Origin of the sequence: Microbacterium paulum, from assembly GCF_015707995.1 — a bacterium.
GTDB classification, from domain to species: domain Bacteria; phylum Actinomycetota; class Actinomycetes; order Actinomycetales; family Microbacteriaceae; genus Microbacterium; species Microbacterium paulum.
The window spans coordinates 1-19,151 of sequence record NZ_JAAGRY010000032.1 but is presented as its reverse complement, the minus strand read 5'-3'; the positions used below and the strand labels follow the sequence as shown (position 1 = coordinate 19,151).

The 19,151-nt window shown below is 67.9% G+C and carries 19 protein-coding genes; 10 read left to right on the top strand and 9 right to left on the bottom strand.

Annotation, left to right across the window (positions count from 1 at the left end; all coding sequences use genetic code 11):
* Window positions 1-28 precede the first annotated feature (28 nt).
* Window positions 29-1,003 carry a COX15/CtaA family protein gene (locus tag G3N18_RS08965; RefSeq protein ID WP_196383946.1) on the bottom strand — a complete coding sequence of 325 codons (975 nt, stop codon included), beginning with the start codon at window positions 1,001-1,003 and terminating at the stop codon, window positions 29-31.
* 267 nt (window positions 1,004-1,270) lie between these two features.
* Between G3N18_RS08965 and sufB the strand changes: the two genes are divergently transcribed.
* From sufB to G3N18_RS08940, 5 genes are read left to right on the top strand one after another with little or no spacing between them, the layout of a single operon-like run.
* The gene (sufB, locus tag G3N18_RS08960) at window positions 1,271-2,689 is read left to right on the top strand and encodes a Fe-S cluster assembly protein SufB (protein ID WP_196383945.1); all 1,419 of its coding nucleotides are present in this window, start codon (window positions 1,271-1,273) and stop codon (window positions 2,687-2,689) included.
* Window positions 2,689-3,936 (top strand): Fe-S cluster assembly protein SufD, encoded by a 1,248-nt coding sequence (sufD, locus tag G3N18_RS08955; RefSeq protein ID WP_196383944.1) that lies wholly within the window; start codon window positions 2,689-2,691, stop codon window positions 3,934-3,936. The genes sufB and sufD overlap by 1 nt, the downstream gene beginning before the upstream one ends.
* Window positions 3,933-4,262: a non-heme iron oxygenase ferredoxin subunit gene (locus G3N18_RS08950; protein WP_196383943.1), complete on the top strand. Its 330-nt coding sequence runs from the start codon at window positions 3,933-3,935 to the stop codon at window positions 4,260-4,262. Before sufD ends, G3N18_RS08950 begins: the two co-directional genes overlap by 4 nt.
* A gap of 14 nt (window positions 4,263-4,276) precedes the next feature.
* Window positions 4,277-5,047 (top strand): Fe-S cluster assembly ATPase SufC, encoded by a 771-nt coding sequence (sufC, locus tag G3N18_RS08945; protein WP_196383942.1) that lies wholly within the window; start codon window positions 4,277-4,279, stop codon window positions 5,045-5,047.
* 9 nt (window positions 5,048-5,056) lie between these two features.
* Window positions 5,057-5,386 (top strand): metal-sulfur cluster assembly factor, encoded by a 330-nt coding sequence (locus tag G3N18_RS08940; protein WP_196383941.1) that lies wholly within the window; start codon window positions 5,057-5,059, stop codon window positions 5,384-5,386.
* Window positions 5,387-5,433: 47 nt separating this feature from the next.
* On the opposite strand, the gene G3N18_RS08935 is transcribed toward G3N18_RS08940, so the two are convergent.
* Window positions 5,434-6,486: an aminotransferase class V-fold PLP-dependent enzyme gene (locus G3N18_RS08935; RefSeq protein WP_196383940.1), complete on the bottom strand. Its 1,053-nt coding sequence runs from the start codon at window positions 6,484-6,486 to the stop codon at window positions 5,434-5,436.
* Between the two features lie 79 nt (window positions 6,487-6,565).
* On the opposite strand from G3N18_RS08935, the gene G3N18_RS08930 reads away from it, so the two are divergent.
* Together G3N18_RS08930 and gltX are read left to right on the top strand one after the other, a co-directional pair.
* Window positions 6,566-7,477, top strand: a complete 912-nt coding sequence (locus G3N18_RS08930; protein WP_230404060.1) for a LysR family transcriptional regulator — start codon at window positions 6,566-6,568, stop codon at window positions 7,475-7,477.
* Between the two features lie 30 nt (window positions 7,478-7,507).
* Window positions 7,508-9,022, top strand: a complete 1,515-nt coding sequence (gltX, locus tag G3N18_RS08925) for a glutamate--tRNA ligase (RefSeq protein WP_196383938.1) — start codon at window positions 7,508-7,510, stop codon at window positions 9,020-9,022.
* 36 nt (window positions 9,023-9,058) lie between these two features.
* On the opposite strand, the gene G3N18_RS08920 is transcribed toward gltX, so the two are convergent.
* Window positions 9,059-9,469 (bottom strand): mannosyltransferase YkcB-related protein, encoded by a 411-nt coding sequence (locus G3N18_RS08920; RefSeq protein ID WP_196383937.1) that lies wholly within the window; start codon window positions 9,467-9,469, stop codon window positions 9,059-9,061.
* A 35-nt stretch (window positions 9,470-9,504) separates the two neighbouring features.
* Here G3N18_RS08920 and G3N18_RS08915 point away from each other — a divergent pair, with 35 nt between their 5' ends.
* Both G3N18_RS08915 and G3N18_RS16120 read left to right on the top strand, forming a co-directional pair.
* On the top strand, window positions 9,505-10,767 hold the full coding sequence (locus G3N18_RS08915) for a recombinase family protein (protein WP_230404058.1): 1,263 nt from the start codon (window positions 9,505-9,507) through the stop codon (window positions 10,765-10,767).
* Window positions 10,768-10,854: 87 nt separating this feature from the next.
* Window positions 10,855-11,076: a hypothetical protein gene (locus G3N18_RS16120; RefSeq protein WP_230404056.1), complete on the top strand. Its 222-nt coding sequence runs from the start codon at window positions 10,855-10,857 to the stop codon at window positions 11,074-11,076.
* 299 nt (window positions 11,077-11,375) lie between these two features.
* Here G3N18_RS16120 and G3N18_RS15865 read toward each other — a convergent pair whose 3' ends face one another.
* From G3N18_RS15865 to G3N18_RS08885, 6 genes are all read right to left on the bottom strand, one after another.
* Entirely contained in the window at window positions 11,376-11,897 is a 522-nt protein-coding gene (locus tag G3N18_RS15865; RefSeq protein WP_206693104.1) for a hypothetical protein, read from the bottom strand.
* Between the two features lie 603 nt (window positions 11,898-12,500).
* Window positions 12,501-13,142: a response regulator transcription factor gene (locus G3N18_RS08905; RefSeq protein WP_230404054.1), complete on the bottom strand. Its 642-nt coding sequence runs from the start codon at window positions 13,140-13,142 to the stop codon at window positions 12,501-12,503.
* A gap of 11 nt (window positions 13,143-13,153) precedes the next feature.
* Window positions 13,154-14,452 (bottom strand): sensor histidine kinase, encoded by a 1,299-nt coding sequence (locus G3N18_RS08900; RefSeq protein WP_196383934.1) that lies wholly within the window; start codon window positions 14,450-14,452, stop codon window positions 13,154-13,156.
* Window position 14,453: 1 nt separating this feature from the next.
* Window positions 14,454-15,194: an ABC transporter permease gene (locus tag G3N18_RS08895; protein WP_196383933.1), complete on the bottom strand. Its 741-nt coding sequence runs from the start codon at window positions 15,192-15,194 to the stop codon at window positions 14,454-14,456.
* A 13-nt stretch (window positions 15,195-15,207) separates the two neighbouring features.
* Window positions 15,208-15,960 (bottom strand): ABC transporter permease, encoded by a 753-nt coding sequence (locus tag G3N18_RS08890; protein ID WP_196383932.1) that lies wholly within the window; start codon window positions 15,958-15,960, stop codon window positions 15,208-15,210.
* Entirely contained in the window at window positions 15,957-16,826 is an 870-nt protein-coding gene (locus G3N18_RS08885; RefSeq protein ID WP_338038430.1) for an ATP-binding cassette domain-containing protein, read from the bottom strand. Before G3N18_RS08885 ends, G3N18_RS08890 begins: the two co-directional genes overlap by 4 nt.
* A gap of 264 nt (window positions 16,827-17,090) precedes the next feature.
* Here G3N18_RS08885 and mobF point away from each other — a divergent pair, with 264 nt between their 5' ends.
* On the top strand, window positions 17,091-19,091 hold the full coding sequence (gene mobF, locus G3N18_RS08880) for a MobF family relaxase (protein ID WP_206693103.1): 2,001 nt from the start codon (window positions 17,091-17,093) through the stop codon (window positions 19,089-19,091).
* The last annotated feature ends 60 nt before the right edge of the window (window positions 19,092-19,151 follow it).

Sequence of the window (19,151 nt, the reverse complement as noted above, 5' to 3'; positions counted from 1 at the left end):
AACCGCCCGAGTGCGAGCGATGCACCACCTATGATCCCGCTGTGGACCCGTCTGCGAAAGTCAGCACGGCGCGCGGAGCCTTCAGATGCATCAGCACCGCCGTCATCGCGGCGACGAGGCTCACCGCGAGCACCATGTGGATGTTCACGAGTACGATCGGCAGTCCGGTGCGCGCCTGCCAGAGCCCGACGGCGATCTGCACGACTTCCACCCCGAGCAGCAGCCCGGTCCACAGCGGCAGGCGCAGCACCTGCGGCATGCGGAACGACAGCGCGAACACGACGACGGTCAGCGCGAACAGCAGGTAGGCGGGCCAGCTGTGCACGTGCTGCCAGAAGATCGGGTCGAGACCGTTGCGCGCGGCGGCGTCGTCGCCCGCGTGCGGACCCGAGCCGGTGAGCAGGATGCCGATGGCCACCGTGATCAACACGACGACGCTCGTCGCGTGCACGAGCGCGGCGTACCGGCGCGGTACGGCGAGCCGGCGCGGCCCCGGCTCGGCGTAGACCCGCGCGACGTACGCGGCGGCGAGGGCGACGAGCGCGGCCGAGATCAGGTAGTGCAGGCCGACGATGGCCGGGTGCAGGTGCAGCCACACCGTCACGCCGCCCACGACCGCCTGCAGGATGATGCCGATACCGACGGCGAGGGTCAGGCGGGGGAGTTCGGGGCGGGTGTTCCACAGGCGGACGACCGAGAGGAAGGCGAGGAGCGCGACGATCACGAGCACGCCCGTCAGGGTGCGGTTGCCGAACTCGATCAATCCATGCACGCCCAGCTCAGGGGTCGGCACGAGCGACTCCGACGTGCAGTACGGCCAGGTCTCGCACCCCATGCCCGACCCGGTGAGGCGCACGAGACCGCCGGTGCCGACGATCACGATGTTGCTGATCAGCAGCAGCCAGGCCAGCACCCGGGTGTACCCGGTGATGCGATCGGGCAGGAGCGCCGACAGGAGCGTCGGTCGTGCAGGGGCCGCGGTGGCGGCGGACGGATCGGACATGGCTGTCGCCTCCTGGGGATGCGCCTCGGGAAGGCGCCGGCCACGCCCAAGGGGGAGCGTTGCCTGTAGACTCGAATGGTGGGAACGGCCACGCGCAGCGTGCCGGTCCCACTCCCAGTCTAGGCGCGCGCACCGTGCGCCCGAGAAAGACGCAGACGGCCCTGAAAGCGGCATCCCACCCCTCACCCACGACTCTCCATCGTGACGACGGCGAGGTGCGGGAATGCCGGAGCGGATGACACCGCTGGGCGCGAAGGAGGCAATGCCATGTCGGATGTGCTCATCGACCGACCCGAGCTCGACGGGCTCGGGGTCTACGAATTCGGGTGGCACGACGCGGATGCCGCGGGTGCCAGCGCCAAGCGAGGCCTCTCCGAGGCCGTCGTGCGCGACATCTCGGCGCTCAAGGCCGAACCCGAGTGGATGCTGAAGACCCGTCTCAAGGGGCACCAGCTCTTCGGGCGCAAGCCCATGCCCACGTGGGGCGCCGATCTGTCGGAGATCGACTTCGACAACATCAAGTACTTCGTGCGTTCGACGGAGAAGCAGGCCCAGTCGTGGGAAGACCTGCCCGAAGACATCCGGAACACCTACGAGAAGCTCGGCATCCCCGAGGCCGAGCGTGCGCGCCTGGTCGCCGGTGTCGCGGCGCAGTACGAGTCCGAAGTGGTCTACCACCAGATCAACGAAGAGCTCGAGAAGCAGGGTGTCATCTTCATGGACACCGACACGGCCCTCCGCGAGCACCCCGAGTTCTTCGAGGAGTACTTCGGCACCGTGATCCCCGCGGGCGACAACAAGTTCGCCGCGCTGAACACCGCCGTCTGGTCGGGCGGCTCGTTCGTCTACGTGCCCCCGGGCGTGCACGTCGAGATCCCCCTCCAGGCCTACTTCCGCATCAACACCGAGAACATGGGCCAGTTCGAGCGGACGCTCATCATCGCCGACGAAGGCTCGTACGTGCACTACATCGAGGGTTGCACCGCCCCGATCTACAAGTCCGACTCGCTGCACTCCGCGGTCGTCGAGATCATCGTGAAGAAGAACGCGCGCGTACGCTACACGACGATCCAGAACTGGTCGAACAACGTCTACAACCTCGTCACCAAGCGGGCCGTGGCCCACGAGGGCGCGACGATGGAGTGGATCGACGGCAACATCGGCTCGAAGGTGACGATGAAGTACCCGTCGATCTACCTCATGGGCGAGCACGCCAAGGGCGAGACCCTCTCGGTCGCCTTCGCCGGCCCCGGCCAGCACCAGGACGCGGGCGCCAAGATGATCCACATGGCGCCGTACACGCAGTCGTCGATCGTCTCGAAGTCGATCGCGCGCGGCGGTGGTCGCGCGGGCTACCGCGGCGAGGTGCGGGTGGATGCCAATGCGCACCACTCGGCGAACACCGTCCGCTGCGACGCGTTGCTGGTCGACACGAAGTCGCGCTCCGACACGTACCCGGCGATCGACATCCGCGTCGACGACGTGCAGCTCGGTCACGAGGCCACCGTCTCGAAGGTCAGCGAAGAGCAGTTGTTCTACCTGATGAGTCGTGGCATGCCTGAAGACGAGGCGATGGCGATGATCGTGCGCGGCTTCATCGAGCCGATCGCGCGCGAACTGCCCATGGAATACGCCCTCGAGCTGAACAAGCTCATCGAGATGGGCATGGAAGGATCCGTCGGCTGATGACGACAGCGACTCAGACCCCCGCCGGACAGGAGCACGCAGAGGGTCACATCGACCCTGCTGCGCGCCTGGTGCGCGGGCGCCAGCCCGGCATCCCCGAGAGCGACGAGTTCGTGCCCGTGCAGACCCGCTCGGAGCGCCCGACCTCGTTCGACCCGGACGCTTTCGGCACACCGGCGGGCACCGAGGTCAACTGGAAGCACACGCCGCTGCCGAAGCTCCAGGCGCTGCTCGTGAACGAGCCCGCCCCGCACGGCGTGATCGACGTGGCCGTCAGCGCGCCGGACGGCGTCGAGCAGCGCCGTCTCGCGATCGGCGACGCGCCGCGCGGCGAGGTGTTCCGCCCCGAAGACCTGCCGAGCGCGATCGCGTGGACGCAAGAGGCCGAGGCTCCGCTCATCCGCATCCCCGCCGGCGTCGAGCTCGACGAGCCCATCGTCGTGCGGCTGACCGGGCGGGGCGGCGTCGCACACGCGCACGTCGTGATCGAGGCGCAGCCGCAGTCTCGCGGCACGGTGATCCTCCGCCACGAGGGCACCGCGCAGCAGGCGCAGAACATCGAGATCATCGTGCGCGACGGCGCCGCGCTCACCGTCGTGTCGGTGCAGCGCTGGGACGACGACGCCATCCACCTGGCATCCCACCAGGCGCGCGTCGACCGCGATGCCGCGCTCACGCACGTCGTCGTCAGCCTCGGCGGCGGGCTCGTGCGGGTGAACCCCTCGGTCGAGCTCGCCGGGGCGGGCGCCGACGGAAAGCTCTACGGCCTGGCGTTCTCGGACGCCGGTCAACACCTCGAAAGCCAGGTGTACCTGCACCACAAGGGCGCGCACACCACCGGCGACGTGCTCTACAAGGCGGCCCTGCAGGGTGCCGGCGCCCGCACCGTGTGGATCGGCGACGTTCTCATCGGACCGGATGCCACGGGCACCGATTCGTACGAGGCCAACCGCAACCTCGTGCTCACCGAGGGCGCGCGCGCCGACTCGATCCCGAACCTCGAGATCGAGACCGGCGACATCATCGGCGCCGGCCACGCGAGCGCGACCGGACGTTTCGACGACGAGCAGCTGTTCTACCTGCAGGCGCGCGGCATCGCCGAAGACGAGGCGCGCCGCCTGGTCGTGCTGGGCTTCCTCGCCGAGATCGTGCAGAAGATCGGCATCGACGATCTGCAGAGCGAGCTCATCGAGGCCATCGAGGCCGAGCTGGCGTTGACGGAGGGGCTGCCGGAGGCATCCGCATGACCGCTCAGAAGGTGCTGCAGCTGAGCGAGCTGGAGCAGGACACCGCGGTGCGCGTCGAGATCGACGGCGTGCCGATCGCGGTCGTGCTCGACTCGAACGGCGAGGTGCACGCGATCGGCGACACCTGCACGCACGGCGACGTCTCGCTCTCGGACGGTTTCGTCGAGGGCGAGACGCTCGAATGCTGGGCCCACGGCTCGGCGTTCTCGCTGCGCACCGGACGCCCCCTCAACCTGCCGGCCTACGAGCCGGTGCCCGTATACGAAGTGACGATCGACGGGGACGACATCCTCATCGACCCCGCCGTCACCAAAGATGTGAACTGACAAAGGAACCTGACATGGCTGTTCTCGAGATCCGCGACCTGCACGTGACGGTCGAGACCGACGAGGGGACCACCCCCATCCTCAACGGCGTGGACCTGACCGTGCGCACCGGCGAGACCCACGCGATCATGGGCCCGAACGGCTCGGGCAAGTCGACCCTCGCCTACACGATCGCCGGGCACCCGAAGTACACCGTCACGCAGGGCACGATCACCCTCGACGGTGAAGATGTGCTGGCGATGTCGGTCGACGAGCGTGCCCGCGCCGGACTCTTCCTCGCGATGCAGTACCCGGTCGAGATCCCCGGGGTCACGGTCACGAACTTCCTGCGCACGGCGAAGACCGCGATCGACGGCGAGGCGCCGGCGATCCGCGCCTGGACCAAAGACGTCAAGGCCGCCATGAAAGACCTGCGCATGGACCCGAAGTTCGCCTCGCGCAACGTCAACGAGGGCTTCTCGGGCGGCGAGAAGAAGCGCCACGAGATCCTGCAGCTCGAGTTGCTCAAGCCGGCCATCGCCGTGCTCGACGAGACCGACTCGGGCCTCGACGTCGACGCGCTGAAGATCGTGTCGGAGGGCGTCAACCGCGCCAAGGCCGCGACCGACCTCGGCGTGCTGCTCATCACGCACTACACGCGCATCCTCCGCTACATCAAGCCCGACTTCGTGCACGTGCTCGTCAAGGGCCGCGTCGCCGAGGAGGGCGGCCCGGAGCTCGCCGAGCGCCTCGAGAACGAGGGCTACGACCGGTATCTCGAGCCCTCCGACGTCGTTGAAGCCTAAGATCGAGCTATGACCGCGACGCTCAGCCCGGAGAAGTACGACGACGTCACCGAGGCGCTCAAAGACGTCATGGACCCCGAACTCGGGATCAACGTCGTCGACCTGGGGCTCATCTACGACCTCTCGTGGGACGACGAGAACGACGCGCTGGTCATCCACATGACGCTGACGTCGGCGGGCTGCCCGCTGACCGACGTGCTCGAGGAGCAGACCGCGCAGGCCCTCGACGAGGTCGTCGACCGGTTCCGCATCAACTGGGTGTGGATGCCGCCGTGGGGCCCCGAGCGCATCACCGACGACGGGCGCGACATGATGCGCGCGCTCGGCTTCGCGATCTGACGTACGCCTCGCCGTCCCTCGGCGGTCGGCGGGCGATCAGTGTCTGGTCAGTGCCCGAGAGCGCGTGCCGCGCGGTCGACGTCGGCGTCGTCGTTGAAGACGTGGAAAGCGACCCGGGTGCAGCCGTTGCGTCCCGAGGCGACGATTCCTGCGGCGGCCAGCCGTGCGAGGTCGTCGCCCGAGGCATCGGGCCAGGTGACGATCGCGCTCGCACGCTCGGGCCCGGGTAGACCGAGCCGCTCGCGCAGGCGTGCCGCGAGGCCCGTCGCGTGGGCGTGCACCTCGCGGAGGTCTGCTTCGGCGAACGCGCGCAACGCGGGCTCGGCGCCCACGAACGCCTGCCACGCGGGTGACACGTCGAACCGCCGGGCACAGCCGGCGAGGTCGGCGCCGCCGCCGTAGCACGACGACCACGGATCATCGCCCGCGTACCAGCCCGCATGCAGCGGAGCCAGCGTGCGCGCATAGTCCTCGCGGAGCGCCAGGAACGCGACGCCGCGCGGGCAGCACAGCCACTTGTAGGCGTGGCACAGCAGGGCATCGACCCGCAAGGCATCCACCGGCATCCAGCCGACGGCCTGGGTCGCGTCGCACACGGTGCGCGCGCCGACGCGGTCTGCCGCGGCGACGATCGCGTCGAGGTCGGCGACGTCGCCCGAACCCGACTGCACGAGCGAGAAGGCGACGAGGTCGACACCCGCGGTGATCGCGTCGGCGAGCGAGCACAGTGGCGCGGCGTGCACCTGCAGGTCGCGCCCGGCGTGCACGAACGGCAGCACGAGCGACGAGAACTCGTCTTCGGGAACGAGCACGCGGGCGCCCCGGGGCAGTGCCGCAGCGAGGATCGACACCTGCACCGAGGTCTGCGAGCCGATCGCGACGCGGTCGGCGGTGACACCGACCAGGCGGGCGAAATGCGCGCGGGATGCCTCGACGGCGAGGCTGTACGCGGCGACGTCGGGCCGGGCGGCGACATCGGCCGAGACGGCGCGGCGCGTGCCCGCCGTCGGCAGGCCCACGGTGCACGCGGCGAGGTAGCCGGCAGTGCCTGTGAACTCTGCGCGAAGCGTCGAGAGGGTGCCGATGGTCGCTGTCGTCATGCTTCCAGCATCGGGTGCGGTCGATACATGCGTCTATGGCAGGTGTCGAATGAGAAACATGCCGTGTGATGATGAATGCATGACGGATGCCCCCGAGTTCGACATCCAGAGCCTGCGGATCGTGCGCGCCATTTCCGACACCGGCTCGATCACGGCGGCCGCCGCGGCCCTCGGCTACAGCCAACCCGCCGTCAGCCAACACGTGCGCCGGCTCGAGACCCGTCTCGGCGTGGCGATCCTCGAGCGCGTGGGCCGCGGCGTGCGGCTCACCGAAGCGGGGCGTGTGCTCGCGCGGCACGCGCGGGCCGTCACGGTCGCGATCGACGCCGCCGCCGAAGAGCTCGCCGAGCTGCGGGGACTGCGGACGGGCCTCGTGCGCCTGGTCGCCTTCCCCTCGGCATCCCCGGTTCTCGTGCCGCGCCTGATCGCGGCCCTCGCGACGTCGCACCCGGGGATCACGCTCACCTATCTCGAGGCCGAGCCGCCCGAAGCGGTCGAGGCGATCCGCGAAGACCGCGCCGACATCGCGCTGACCTTCAGCTACCCGGGCGATCGTGACGATCCGCACCGATCGAGCGCGCGCGGTCTCACGGTGCGCGGTGCGGGCCGCGACGAGCTGATGCTCGTCCTGCCGCTGGGGCACCCGCCCGTGCAGGGCGTCGCCGACCTCGCCGACGAGACCTGGATCGCCGGGTGCCCGCGCTGCCGTGGCCACCTGCTCGAACTGTGCGGGCGTGCGGGCTTCGAGCCGCGCATCGGGTTCGAGACCGACAACTACGTCGCCGTCGAAGGGCTCGTGGCGCAGGGGATCGGGGTCGCCACACTGCCGCGCATGGCGCTCGACTCGTTCCCGTTGCTGCCCGGCGTCAGCACGCTGCCGCTCGACGCCGCGGAGGCGCGGCGCCTGCACATCCTCACCGCCAAGGGTGCCGAGCGGGTGCCGTCACTCGCCGCCGTGCTCGACCGGCTCGCGGCGATGCTCGCCCGGTGACCCGTGCCCGCGCGACCTAGACTGGGGGAGATGTCTGCAGCGATCGATCCCCGAACCACCACCGCCACCGGCGCCGACGTGCGCGTGCGGTTCTGCCCCTCGCCGACGGGCCTGCCGCACGTCGGCATGATCCGCACGGCGCTCTACAACTGGGCCTACGCCCGGCACACGGGGGGCAAGCTGATCTTCCGCGTCGAAGACACCGACGCCGCCCGCGACAGCGAAGAGAGCTACCGCCAGCTCGTCGAGGCGCTCACCTGGCTCGAGATCGACTGGGACGAGGGCGTCGAGAAGGGCGGCCCGCACGCGCCGTACCGCCAGTCGCAGCGCCGTGACATCTACGCCGGCGTGCTGCAGCAGCTCATCGACTCGGGCGCCGTCTACGAGTCGTACTCGACCGCCGAAGAGATCGACGCCCGGAACGCCGCCGCGGGGCGCGCGAAGCAGCTCGGCTACGACAACTTCGACCGCACCCTCACCGACGAGCAGAAGGCGGCCTTCCGCGCCGAGGGGCGAGAGCCCGCGTGGCGCCTGCGCGTGCCCGATCACGACCTCACCTACGTCGACCTGATCCGCGGCGAGGTCACCTTCCCCGCCGGCTCGTTCCCCGACTTCGTCGTCGTGCGCGCGGGCGGCCAGGCGCTGTACACCTTCACGAATCCGGTCGACGACTCGCTCATGGGCATCACCCACGTCATCCGCGGCGAAGACCTCATGCCCTCCACGGCCCGCCAGCTGGCGCTCTACGACGCGCTCATCGAGGCCGGCGTCACCGACTTCGTGCCCCGCTTCGGGCACATGCCGCTCGTGCTCGGCGAGACCGGCACCAAGAAGCTCTCCAAGCGCGACCCGCAGGCCGATCTGTTCCTGCTGCGCGAGAAGGGCTTCATCCACGAGGGACTGCTGAACTACCTGTCACTCCTCGGCTGGTCGATCGCCGCCGACCGCGATGTCTTCTCGCGCGACGAGCTCGTCGCCGCGTTCGACATCGCCGACGTCAACCCGAACCCTGCCCGCTTCGACCAGAAGAAGGCCGAGTCGATCAACGGCGACCACATCCGCATGCTCGAGGCATCCGATTTCGCCGCCCGCCTCGTTCCCTACCTGGCCGCCGCCGACCTCGTGCACGACCCGCTCACGGCCGACGAGCAGCAGACGTTGGATGCCGCGGCGCCCCTCGTGCAGGAGCGCATGCAACTTCTCGGTGAGGCGCCGGGCCTGCTCGGCTTCCTCTTCCGCGACGAGGTGGTCTACGACGACGATGCTCTCGCGGGCCTGCCCGACAACGCCGGGCCGGTGCTCGTCGCGTCGGTCGGCGCGCTCGAGCTGGTGCCCGAGCAGGGCTTCACCGCCGCGGCGGTGCAGGCCGAGCTGCAGAAGGCGCTCGTCGACGACCTGGGGCTGAAGCCCCGTGTCGCCTACGGCCCGCTGCGCGTCGCGATCAGCGGCCGCCGCGTGTCGCCGCCGCTGTTCGAGTCGATGGAACTCCTCGGCAAGGCCGAGTCGATCCGCCGGCTGGATGCCCTGGTGCAGCGCATCGGCTGACGCCGCGGCCGGCCCCGGTCACGACCCCGCACTCGTTCACGATCCGCACTCGTAGAGGCCGGTGACGGTCGAATCGCTGACGGCCGTGCAGTTGGCGAGCACCCAGGTGCGGATCTGCGCGCTCGTCGTCGACGATTCAGCGGTGCTCGCCGAGCCGGTACCGCTTGCGCCGGTGCCGGTGGATCCGGTGCCGGTGGATCCGGTGCCGGTGGCGCCGAAACCGCCGCCGCGCGTCGATCCTGCCCCGCCGGCCTCGCCCGAGACGAGCACGTAGCGCAGAGCGCCGTGGGAGACGAGCGTCTGGAACTGCGCGAGCGTCGGCACCGGGTCGGCGCCGTTGAACCCGCCGATCGGCAGTACCGATTCGCCGTCCGAGGCGACGATGAGCCGCGCCGCCGCCTGGGCACCGAAGGTGGCGACCAGGTAGCCGAGGTTCTGCAAACGCACCTACCTCTCACACGAGTAGGAAGGTGGGCCGAGAGATGGGCCACAACGAGCAGAAGCAACAGAGCACGGAAGCGTTGCGTGCGGTGGTGTACGTCAGGATCAGCGATGACCCCGAAGGCACCGAACGTGGCGTGGATCGGCAGGAGGCCGATTGCCGCGCCTACGCCGCCGCCCACGGGTGGGAAGTCGCAGCAGTGTTCCGTGAGAACGACACGTCGGCGTTCAAGCAGCGCACGATCACGTTGCCGTCAGGTGAGCGGGTGCGGCGGGTTGTTCGCCCCCAGTTCCGCGCGATGCTGAAACACCTCACCGACGGCCACGCGCAGGTGATGATCGCGTACGACTTGGATCGGGCGGTGCGCGACCCGCGCGACTTGGAAGACCTCATCGACGCGAAAGTGCTCGGTGGGTTCACCGTCCGCTCCGTGACGGGCTCGCTCCGGTTGGATACGGACTCTGACGTGGCGATGGCCAGGGTGCTGGTGGCGATGGCGAACAAGTCCTCCGCAGACACTGCCCGCCGTGTCGCGCGAGCGGCGAAGCAGCAGGCCGTCGAGGGTGCCTGGCACGGCGGCAGGGTGCCATTCGGATACCGTGCCGAGGCAGGCGCGCTTGTGATCGATCCGGTGACGGGGCCGCTGGTGGTCGAGATGTATCAGCGGGTGCTGGCCGGTGATTCCCTGTATCGCATTCGCAAGGACTGGAACGCGCGCGGCATCCTCACCACTCACGGGTGCGCCTGGTCAGATCGCACGCTCAAGATGGTGCTCTACAACCCCTCCAACAAGGGCGTGCGCGAGTATCGACCCGTGATGCCGGACGGGAGTCGCGCGAAGACCTCGAAGATGCAAGTGCAGGCGGCGTGGCCTGCGATTGTGGATGAGGACACCTGGCAGCAAGTCTCCGACGTGCTCGACGCGAGGAAGAAGGCCCGGAACTTCCACCAACCCGGCAGCGGTGCCGCGGTGCGGATGTACCCGTTCTCGGGGTTGATCCGCTGCTCCCTGTGCGGAACGTCGATGATTCACCGGGGCGGCGTGTACCAGTGCTTACAGCCGACCCCAGGCGGCTGCACCCGTTCGATCCGCTCTGCTGAAATCGAAAGGCTCGTCGAGGAAGCAGTGCTTGCGACGTTCGAGCAGATCACCCTCCACCCCAAGGAGCACCGAACCTCTGGCAGTGACCTTGCGGCACGGGTGGGGCTCGCAGCGACGCTCGACGCGGATCGGGAGCGTCTGGCGAGGCTTGATGATGACTACTACGACGGGCTGATCGACAAGGCCATGTGGGTGCGGTAACGCGCGCGGATCGCGGAGCGGATCGAGGCCACCCGCCGCGAGCATACGGCGACGAGGCCCGAGCAGCACGCAGGGCTCAACATCGACATGACCACGGTTGCTGCTGAGTGGGAGGGGCGTACCCCGATGTGGCAGTACCAGGCGGCGAGCCTGATCCTGCAAGCGGTGCTCGTGCACGCTCACCCCGCAGACATGATGACTGCTGTGCCCAAGCGCCGCAACGAGAGCACCGAGGAGTTCCACGTGCGCCGCGACGCACACCGGGCGGCAGTGCTCGCACGCCGGGTCGAGTTCGTCTGGCGTGCATAGACCGGATCGCGCGTGACCGGCCCCGCAGCTCTGAGTCGTTCAGGGTGCGGGGCCGTCGCGTTTCTCCGCGACGGGCGCGCGCATGGAGCGCGGGGCGGTGCAGAGTCCGCGCAGCCCAGCCAGCACCGCAGGATCATCTACGACGGCGGTGAAGCCTTGCGCGCGCCGCGAGGCAGCGGCAAGTCGAGCGCCGAGCGTCGAAGCGGACGGGTGCGCAGGAGGAGTTGGCGCGGAGGAGGTAGTAGTGGGAGTGACGGTAGGGGTGCTCATACCGTTAGGTGCGGAGCCCCACCCCCAAATCAAGGCGCAGTGTGCTTGTCGGGGTTGACGGCGCGGATCATCTTCATCAGTGCCTCGTCGCAGCCCAGAGCGTCCAGCGTTTCGCCGTTCAGTAATCGCAGCAGCACACCATCACCCGTCGGCGTGCCCGCGTGCTTCGGGTCGGGATGCCCGAGGACGATCCGCAACAGCGCAGACCACGACCGGGGCGGCAGACCGAGCAGCATCGGGATCGTACGGTCACGGCGCAGCACCTCAACACCGCGCTGACGTGAGGAGAGATCGGCAAGCCGGTAGGCCGTATGCTCGACGCACTCGGCGACCAGCGCAGCATCCCAGCCCGCAGAGACGAATAGCGCGACCGTGGCCGACAGCAGACCGATCACCTGTGTCTCATGCTCGCTCTCGTCGGCGTCGCCGTCATCGTGGTGCGTGAACGCAGGGTGATAGTCGGCCAAGCGCTCACGCTCGGCGAACCGCACAGCATCATGGAACCCGGCGATCCGGGAGGTGTGGCGTACCTTGCTGGCAGAAGTCAGCATCCCAGCGGCACGAGTCTCCGCGTGACAGGTGATCTGCACAGCGCGAGTGACCACAGCCCACGGGTTGCCCGCGTTCCGCGTAGAGGGAGCGAGCATCACCTCGAACGCGGCAGACGCGACCGCCCAGGCATCCAAGCCATGCTTACGGGCGAGTGGGCGGTATCTGGACGCGGTGTAGCGCATGAGTTCTGCTGCTTCACGGTCACTCCGCCATGCGCCCGGCCCGGCGTCGTGTAGTCGAGTGAGTAGGGAGCGTAGACCTTCTGGGCTCTCGTAACCACCGCTGGTCGAGCCAGCCGTTCCCGCAGCCCCATTGAGATCGGGTGAGGTGTGTTCGTCCACGGTGACGCCTCCCGGAAGGGAGGTGCGTCACCGGAACCCAAATCCAGGCGCACGTCAGCAGGGACACCGGTTGCGGCTGAGAATCTCAGCTACCGGCCGGTACGTTGGCGCGACCGTGCCGCGGAGGTGTCGCGGTTGGCGCTGCCGCCAGGGAGAGGTAAAGCAGCACCCCGCGGCGCGCCAGAATCTGGCAGGCCGAGAAGCGTCCTCCACAGATGGGCCGGCTGCGCCGACGTGCCGTCACATCCCTTTTGCTGGCTTCTACGTTTCGGGGGTGAGGCCTGCACGGTGGCCGCGGATGACGATGTCTACGCGGTCGCGTGCGTCAAGCTTGCGGAGGATGCGGTTGATGTGTGCTTTGACGGTGCTTTCGGAGAGCACGAACCGTTCGGCGATCTCCGCGTTAGTGAGGCCTTCGGTGATGGTGCGGGCGATCTCTCGTTCCCGCACGGTCAAAACATCGAACTCGTCGCTGGTTTCCGTGTCCGCTCGTTCAACGAGCGGAACTCGTTCGAGCATTCGGCGTGTGATGCGTGGCGTTACGACGGCGTCACCGTCGTGGACGGCTCGTACGGCGGCGGCGAGTTGTTCGGGGGTGGCGTCTTTGAGGAGGAAGCCGCTGGCTCCGGCGGCGAGTCCGTCGAACGCGTATTCGTCCAGGTCGTAGGTGGTGAGGATGAGGACGCGCGCTGTTGGGTTGTTTGCGGTGATCTGCCGGGTGGCTTCGATGCCGTCCATTCGCGGCATCCGCACGTCCATCAGGATCACGTCGGGCATGGTGGCTGTGGCGCTGTCGATGGCTTCGAGGCCGTCTGCGGCTTCGGCGATGACGGTGAGGTCGGGTTCGGCTCCCAGCATCATGGCGAAGCCGGTGCGGGTGTCGGCGTTGTCGTCGACGAGCATGACGCGGATGCTCATGATGCGCTCACGTTGCTCGTGGGGATCGTGGCGGTGACGTGCCATCCGCCCGCGGGTGCGGGTCCGGCGTGGAGTTCTCCTCCGAGGAGCGCCGCGCGTTCGGTGGCACCCATCAGGCCGTTCCCGAGCGGGATTGCCCGGGTCGGGGTCTGGCCGTCATCGTGAACTTGCACGACGAGATTGTCCGGGGCATGCGTGAGCGTGACGGTGAGTTGGGTCGCGTCTTCGGCGTGGCGCATGGTGTTGGTGATCGCTTCCTGCACGATCCGATAGGCAGCGCTGCTCACCGCCTCCGAGCGCGTGGTGGGGGTGGGTTCGCCGCTGACAGTGAGGTGCGTGGTCAGGCCGGTGCTTTCGGCGGTGTCGAGGAGCCCGCGAATCCCCAGGTCCGTGTCCGGCTGTGGGGCATCCGTCCGCATTGACTCGGTGCGGGCGGATGTGTCGTCGGCTCGCGCCGGGGTGCGCGGGGCGGGTTCGTCTTCGGGACGGAGGGTGCCGAGAATCGTGCGGGTCTCCCCGAGGGCGTCGCGCGCGATGGTGTTGATGCGGCGGAGTCCTGCTTCGAGTGTGTCCGGGCTCGTGGCCGCTGCGCGCAGTGCCCCGTCGGAGAGGTTGATGATCGCCGTGAGTGAGTGCCCGACGACATCGTGCATCTCTCTGGAGAGCGCCGCGCGTTGCTGCACGGCGGACAGTTCCGCGGCCTGGACTCGTTCCTGCATCTCGTGAATGGTTCGGAGCTCTTCGGCCTCGCGGAGCCTGGAGCGGATGTTCAGAAGCAACCCGAGGAGGCACGCGGGCACGAACAGCACGAGGTTCAGGATCAGCAGCGCGTCGACGGGGAGCGCTTCAGAAGACAGCGGTGCTCCGATGAGGATCGTCAGCACGGCAACGAGGGTCGCGGATGCGGTCGTGATCCACGCGCGACGCTGCGGCAGGTATGCGCCCGCCGCGTACCCGGCAATGGCGATCCCGAGCGGGTCGGTGAGCCCGCACACGAGCGTCTTCACGATCAACACGAGTACGAGCACGACGACGAGCACGATGATGGGAGCACGTCTGCGGAACGCCAGGGCGACGCCTGCCCCAACGGTCGCAGCAACACCGATCCCTGCCTGGCCTGCGGAGACTCCGACCGGGAAGAGCACGCCGTGCACGAGGCCGGGGAGCATCACCAGCACATAGACCGCTGCCACCGTGACATCGACCAGCACCGGATGACCGGTCAGGAAGCCGCGGAGTCCGCGTCGAGAAGCCTGACTTGTCGCCTGTGGCGCAGCGAGCGTGTCGCCGTTCATCTCAGTACTCCTTCCTGCGCAGTACCAGCCTGCCAATGAACACTGCGACCAGGATGAGCGCCGCGTTCCACACCAGATATCCGATGGTCTCCGGGAAGGTGGGCCAGTCCAGTGCACGCACGCGCATTCCGACACCAATCTGCGCGTACGGGTAGGCCGCTTCCAGCAACGGGGCGACCAGCGTGACCATCAGACTGCCGATGGACGCGACGAGCCCGATGGCCACGGTGGTGGCGTAACTGCGCACGAGGATGCCGACGAGCATCTGGACCGCGGCGACGGTCAACCCACCGACCGCGCCGAGCAACCCCCACCAGAGCATCGCCGAAACGTCCGGGAGCGTCAGCGTGAACCCGAGGATGAGACTGACGAGGATGACAGCAGCGACGAAGATCGTCTGGCACAGGAGCACGAACCCGGCGAGTAGGAGGAGCTTGCCGCGATAAGTACGCAGGTGCGCACCGTAGGAGGCAAGGCGACGCCAGTTCGCTTGCTCATGCTCCATCCGGGTCAACGACGCGGCGCGGAGGGTGATCAGGAAGGGGAAGAACAGGATCGCCCACAGCAGGCCCGCCTGCCCCCACACCGCGACCCAGGTCAGTCCCTGCGCTTGGAAGACATCGACATTGCTGAGATAGTTCCCGATCCCGTTGGACACGTTGAGCCCCACCAGGACGACAGCGACGGCCACGAGAATCCAGGACCGCTTCGACTTCCGACGTTCGATAGCCAGTGTTGACATGCGCTGCACTCCCTTATCTCGAGACCTTGCGGGCGAACACGGATCGCCCCACGACCGTGCTGACCGCACCGACCACCGCGACGAGCGCGATGAGCGCCCCGAGATGTTCGACCAGCGGGAAGCCCGTGATGGTTCCATCTGTCTGCTCCATTCGGACCGGGGTGACCAGGCCGGGGTACTGCCACGGGATGAACGCGGCGACACCGGTGGGCACGAACCCGGCGAACGACCCGACCAAGCCACCCACGATCCCGACAGTGAGAGTCACGGCCTGCCGTTGGAACAGCAACGCCAGCAAGAGCTGGATCGCAACGACCGCGAGGTTCGCCAGTACCAACCCCAGCAACCACAGCAACACGAGTCCCGGGTCAGCGGGAACCCCCTGACCTCCAGCAGCCAGGGAAACCGCCGCGACCACGACAATGGTGGCGGCGGTGGAGATGGTCGCGGCGACGGCATACTTTGCCAGGAACAACGACCCCCGCGACTGGTTCGCCGCGAACAGCACGGGCATCATCGCCCCGTCGTGCTCCATCGCCGCCAACCTGGACACGACCACCGTGGCGAGGATCGGCGCGAAGATCGCATGCACCTGGGACGCCTGCCCAATCGCGTACCCCATCGTGAGCGGCGCAGTCGTCTCCCGCGACAGCGACACCATGAGGATCGCGAGTATCCACAGCAGCTCGAACCCGAGTACCAGCAGCACCGTCAGCCACAAGCGCTTGCGGCGCAGCTTGGACAGTTCAAGACCGACCGCTCTCATGCTGCAACCTGCCTGATCTGCGCCTGCTCGGTCAGTTCCAGGAACTTCTCTTCCAGGGATCGACGGCGAACCTCCACCCGGTACACGCCGATACCTGCACCCACGATGGTGCTGACGAGTTGCGGAATGTGCTTGTCCTCGTACACCGGGAGCACGACCTCGCGCCCCTGCACCTGCTCGACCTGCCACCCGGCAGAGCGCAGCATCCCGGCCGTCCGGTCGGCCTCATCGAGCGTGAGCACCAGCCGCCCCGTGTCCTCCAACCCGGACAACGGCCCCTGGTACAGCATGCGGCCTTGGTTGATGATCCCGATGGTGTCCGCCATCTGCTCGATCTCACTCAACAGATGGCTCGACACGATCACCGTCAACCCATGCATGCGCGGCAGGGTCTTGATGAGTTCACGAATCTCGTGGATACCCGCCGGGTCGAGTCCATTCGTCGGCTCATCCAAGATCAGCAACTCCGGTTTCCCGAGCAGGGCCATCGCGATCCCAAGGCGCTGTTTCATCCCCAACGAATACTCTTTCGCGAGCTTCTTCGCCGCGTGCGTCAGCCGCACTGTCTCCAACACCGCATCAACCGAGGCGGACGGTGCCCCCTTGATGCGTCGCACAATGTCCAAGTTTTCCCGCCCTGTCAGATGGCCGTAGAACGACGGTGACTCGATCAGTGACCCCACACGCGGCAAGATATGCTTCGCGGTCCGCCGCGAGAATGGCTCGCCCAGCATCTCCACCGTCCCCGAGGTGGGTTGCGCCAAGCCGAGGAGCATCTTCATCGTGGTGGACTTTCCCGCTCCGTTCGGTCCGAGAAACCCGAACACCTGCCGGGGAGCGACCGCAAGGTTCACGTCCTCGACCACGGGTACGCCCCGATACCGCTTCGTCAAGCCACCCGTACGAATCGCCCACTCAGATTCCTGACTCACGCTCACACTCCCATCGCTGAAAACTTCTCCCTCCATCCCAGCGATCCCGCAGTTCGTCCACATCAACCCGCAGTTCACAATCCACACCGAGCAGCGCCACGCGTCTCTCGCCAGTCCTCATACAAAGTCATGCACGTATGCCACCGTGGGTGGGGCGTGCGCACCTCCCTCATGAGACGACTCATGAAGGAGGCCGAGATGAAGGGCGGCGTGATCCTGTTCCGCGGCAACGGTGCCGCCGCGCGCCGGTATGTCGAGGCCGACCGTTCCCGCGCCGACGAGTACTACCTCGGCGCAGACAACGCCGTAGCCGAATACACCGTGCTCGATGCTCGCGGTGAGGTCACCGCCACCCGTTCCCTGACCGCCGTGGAGTACGAGGGGTGGGTGGACTGGACAGACCCGATTACGGGCGATTCGATGGGCACCCTGCGCAAGCCCGGTGAAAGGTCGAAGGGGTCGCCGTTGTTCGCGGAGATGACGATCAACGCACCCAAGAGCCTGTCGGTCGCCGCCGCCCTCCACCCCGAAGTCTCCGAAGCGCTTGATCAGGCGCAGCAGGATGCTCTTGCTGAGATTCGACGCTGGCTCGGCCAGCACTCCGTGACGAGGGTCGGGCCACGCGACCAAAGGGAGGTACTGCCTATTGAGCGGATGCAGGTCGTCGGCATCACGCACAAAACCTCACGGGCGGGTGACCCGCACCGGCACATCCACATGCAGATCGGCACTCGGGTGTGGGCGGCTGGAAAGTGGCGGGCACTCGACACAGCGGCGTTGTTCAAACAGCAGGGCGCGATCCGCGCCCTCGGCACCGCGGTCATCGCCGCGCACCCACACCTCGCGCAGACCCTCGCAGAGCACGGCCTGACCCTCGACCCCGTCTCCGGCGAGGTGACGGAGTTGCAGGCGTTCAACGGGGTGATGTCGAAGCGGTCAGCACAGATCAGACGCAACCTTGACCGGCTCGAAGCCGAATGGGAAGCCGAACATCCCGGCGAAGCACTCGGCCCGGTGGTGACCGCGAGGTTGCAGGGCATCGCGTGGACGCACGAACGCCCAGGGAAGAAACCCGCCGATTTGAAGAATGAGCAGTGGTGGGTGCAGGAACTCCGCGACGCCGGATACGCCCCCGCTGCGAGTCAACGCAGCACCGTGCAGCGCCCGGTGTGGGTGGATGATCTTGCCGTGCAAGAGGTTGCATCGCGGGCGCTGGATCGGTGCGCCGCTGCTTCCTCGGCTTGGACGAGGCACACGGTGCAGGAGCACGTCACCCGCATCACCACCGAGGCAGGCGTGCAAGCAACCCCTGCCGAGCTGCGCGAGTTCGTCACGTCGGCGACCGACCTTGCGGTGTCGGACTGCTTCTCCGTACTCCCGCCGGATGCGGCGACACCGGAGCATGTCGCGCACCTGACCAGCCTCACCGTCGTCGCCGCCGAGACCGCGCTCCGCGACCGCCTCGCCGCCGCTGTGCCGGGGCAGGAACCGGAGCATCCGGACGTGACCGAGGCCGCGCACGCGGCGGGGTTGGACGACGGGCAAACGGTGGCTGCTGCTGCGGTTGCATCGTCCGATCCGTTGGCGATCGTGGAAGGGGCTGCGGGGAGCGGGAAGACGACAATGCTGCGCACCGCCATCGAAGTTGCCGCAGAGCACGGGCGGGCATCGCGGGTGGTTGGCCCGACGCTGCGCGCGGCAAAGGTCGCGCACGATGAACTCGGTGTGCCTGCAACATCGGTTGCGGCGCTCGTGCACGCGCACGGATGGCGCTGGAACTCCGATGGCGTATGGACACGCCTGAGCCCTGGCGACGCCGACCCCGACACCGGACGCACCTACACCGGCCCACCAAGAGATGCGGTGCTGCGTCAGGGTGAGCGGGTGATCGTGGACGAGGCCGGGATGCTCGACCAAGACACCGCACACGCCCTCCTCACCATCACCGCCGAGGCAGGAGCGACGGTCGCGCTCGTCGGCGACCGCGCCCAACTCCCGGCTGTCGGCCGGGGCGGGGTGCTCGACATGGCCGCACATATCAGGGGCCGCACCTATGACATGACTGAACTGCACCGCTTCGCTGACACCGAGTACGCGGCTCTCACGCTGGCGCTGCGGAATCGGGAGAACCCCGGTGAGGTCTTTGACGGCTCTTCGGACTTTAGGTGGGGGTGGGTGATGTGCGGGGCCGCGTGGTGACGGGGTGGGGCGGGTCGAGGCCCCGAGGATCGGTAGCGACCAAGCTTCCTTTCCGTTCGG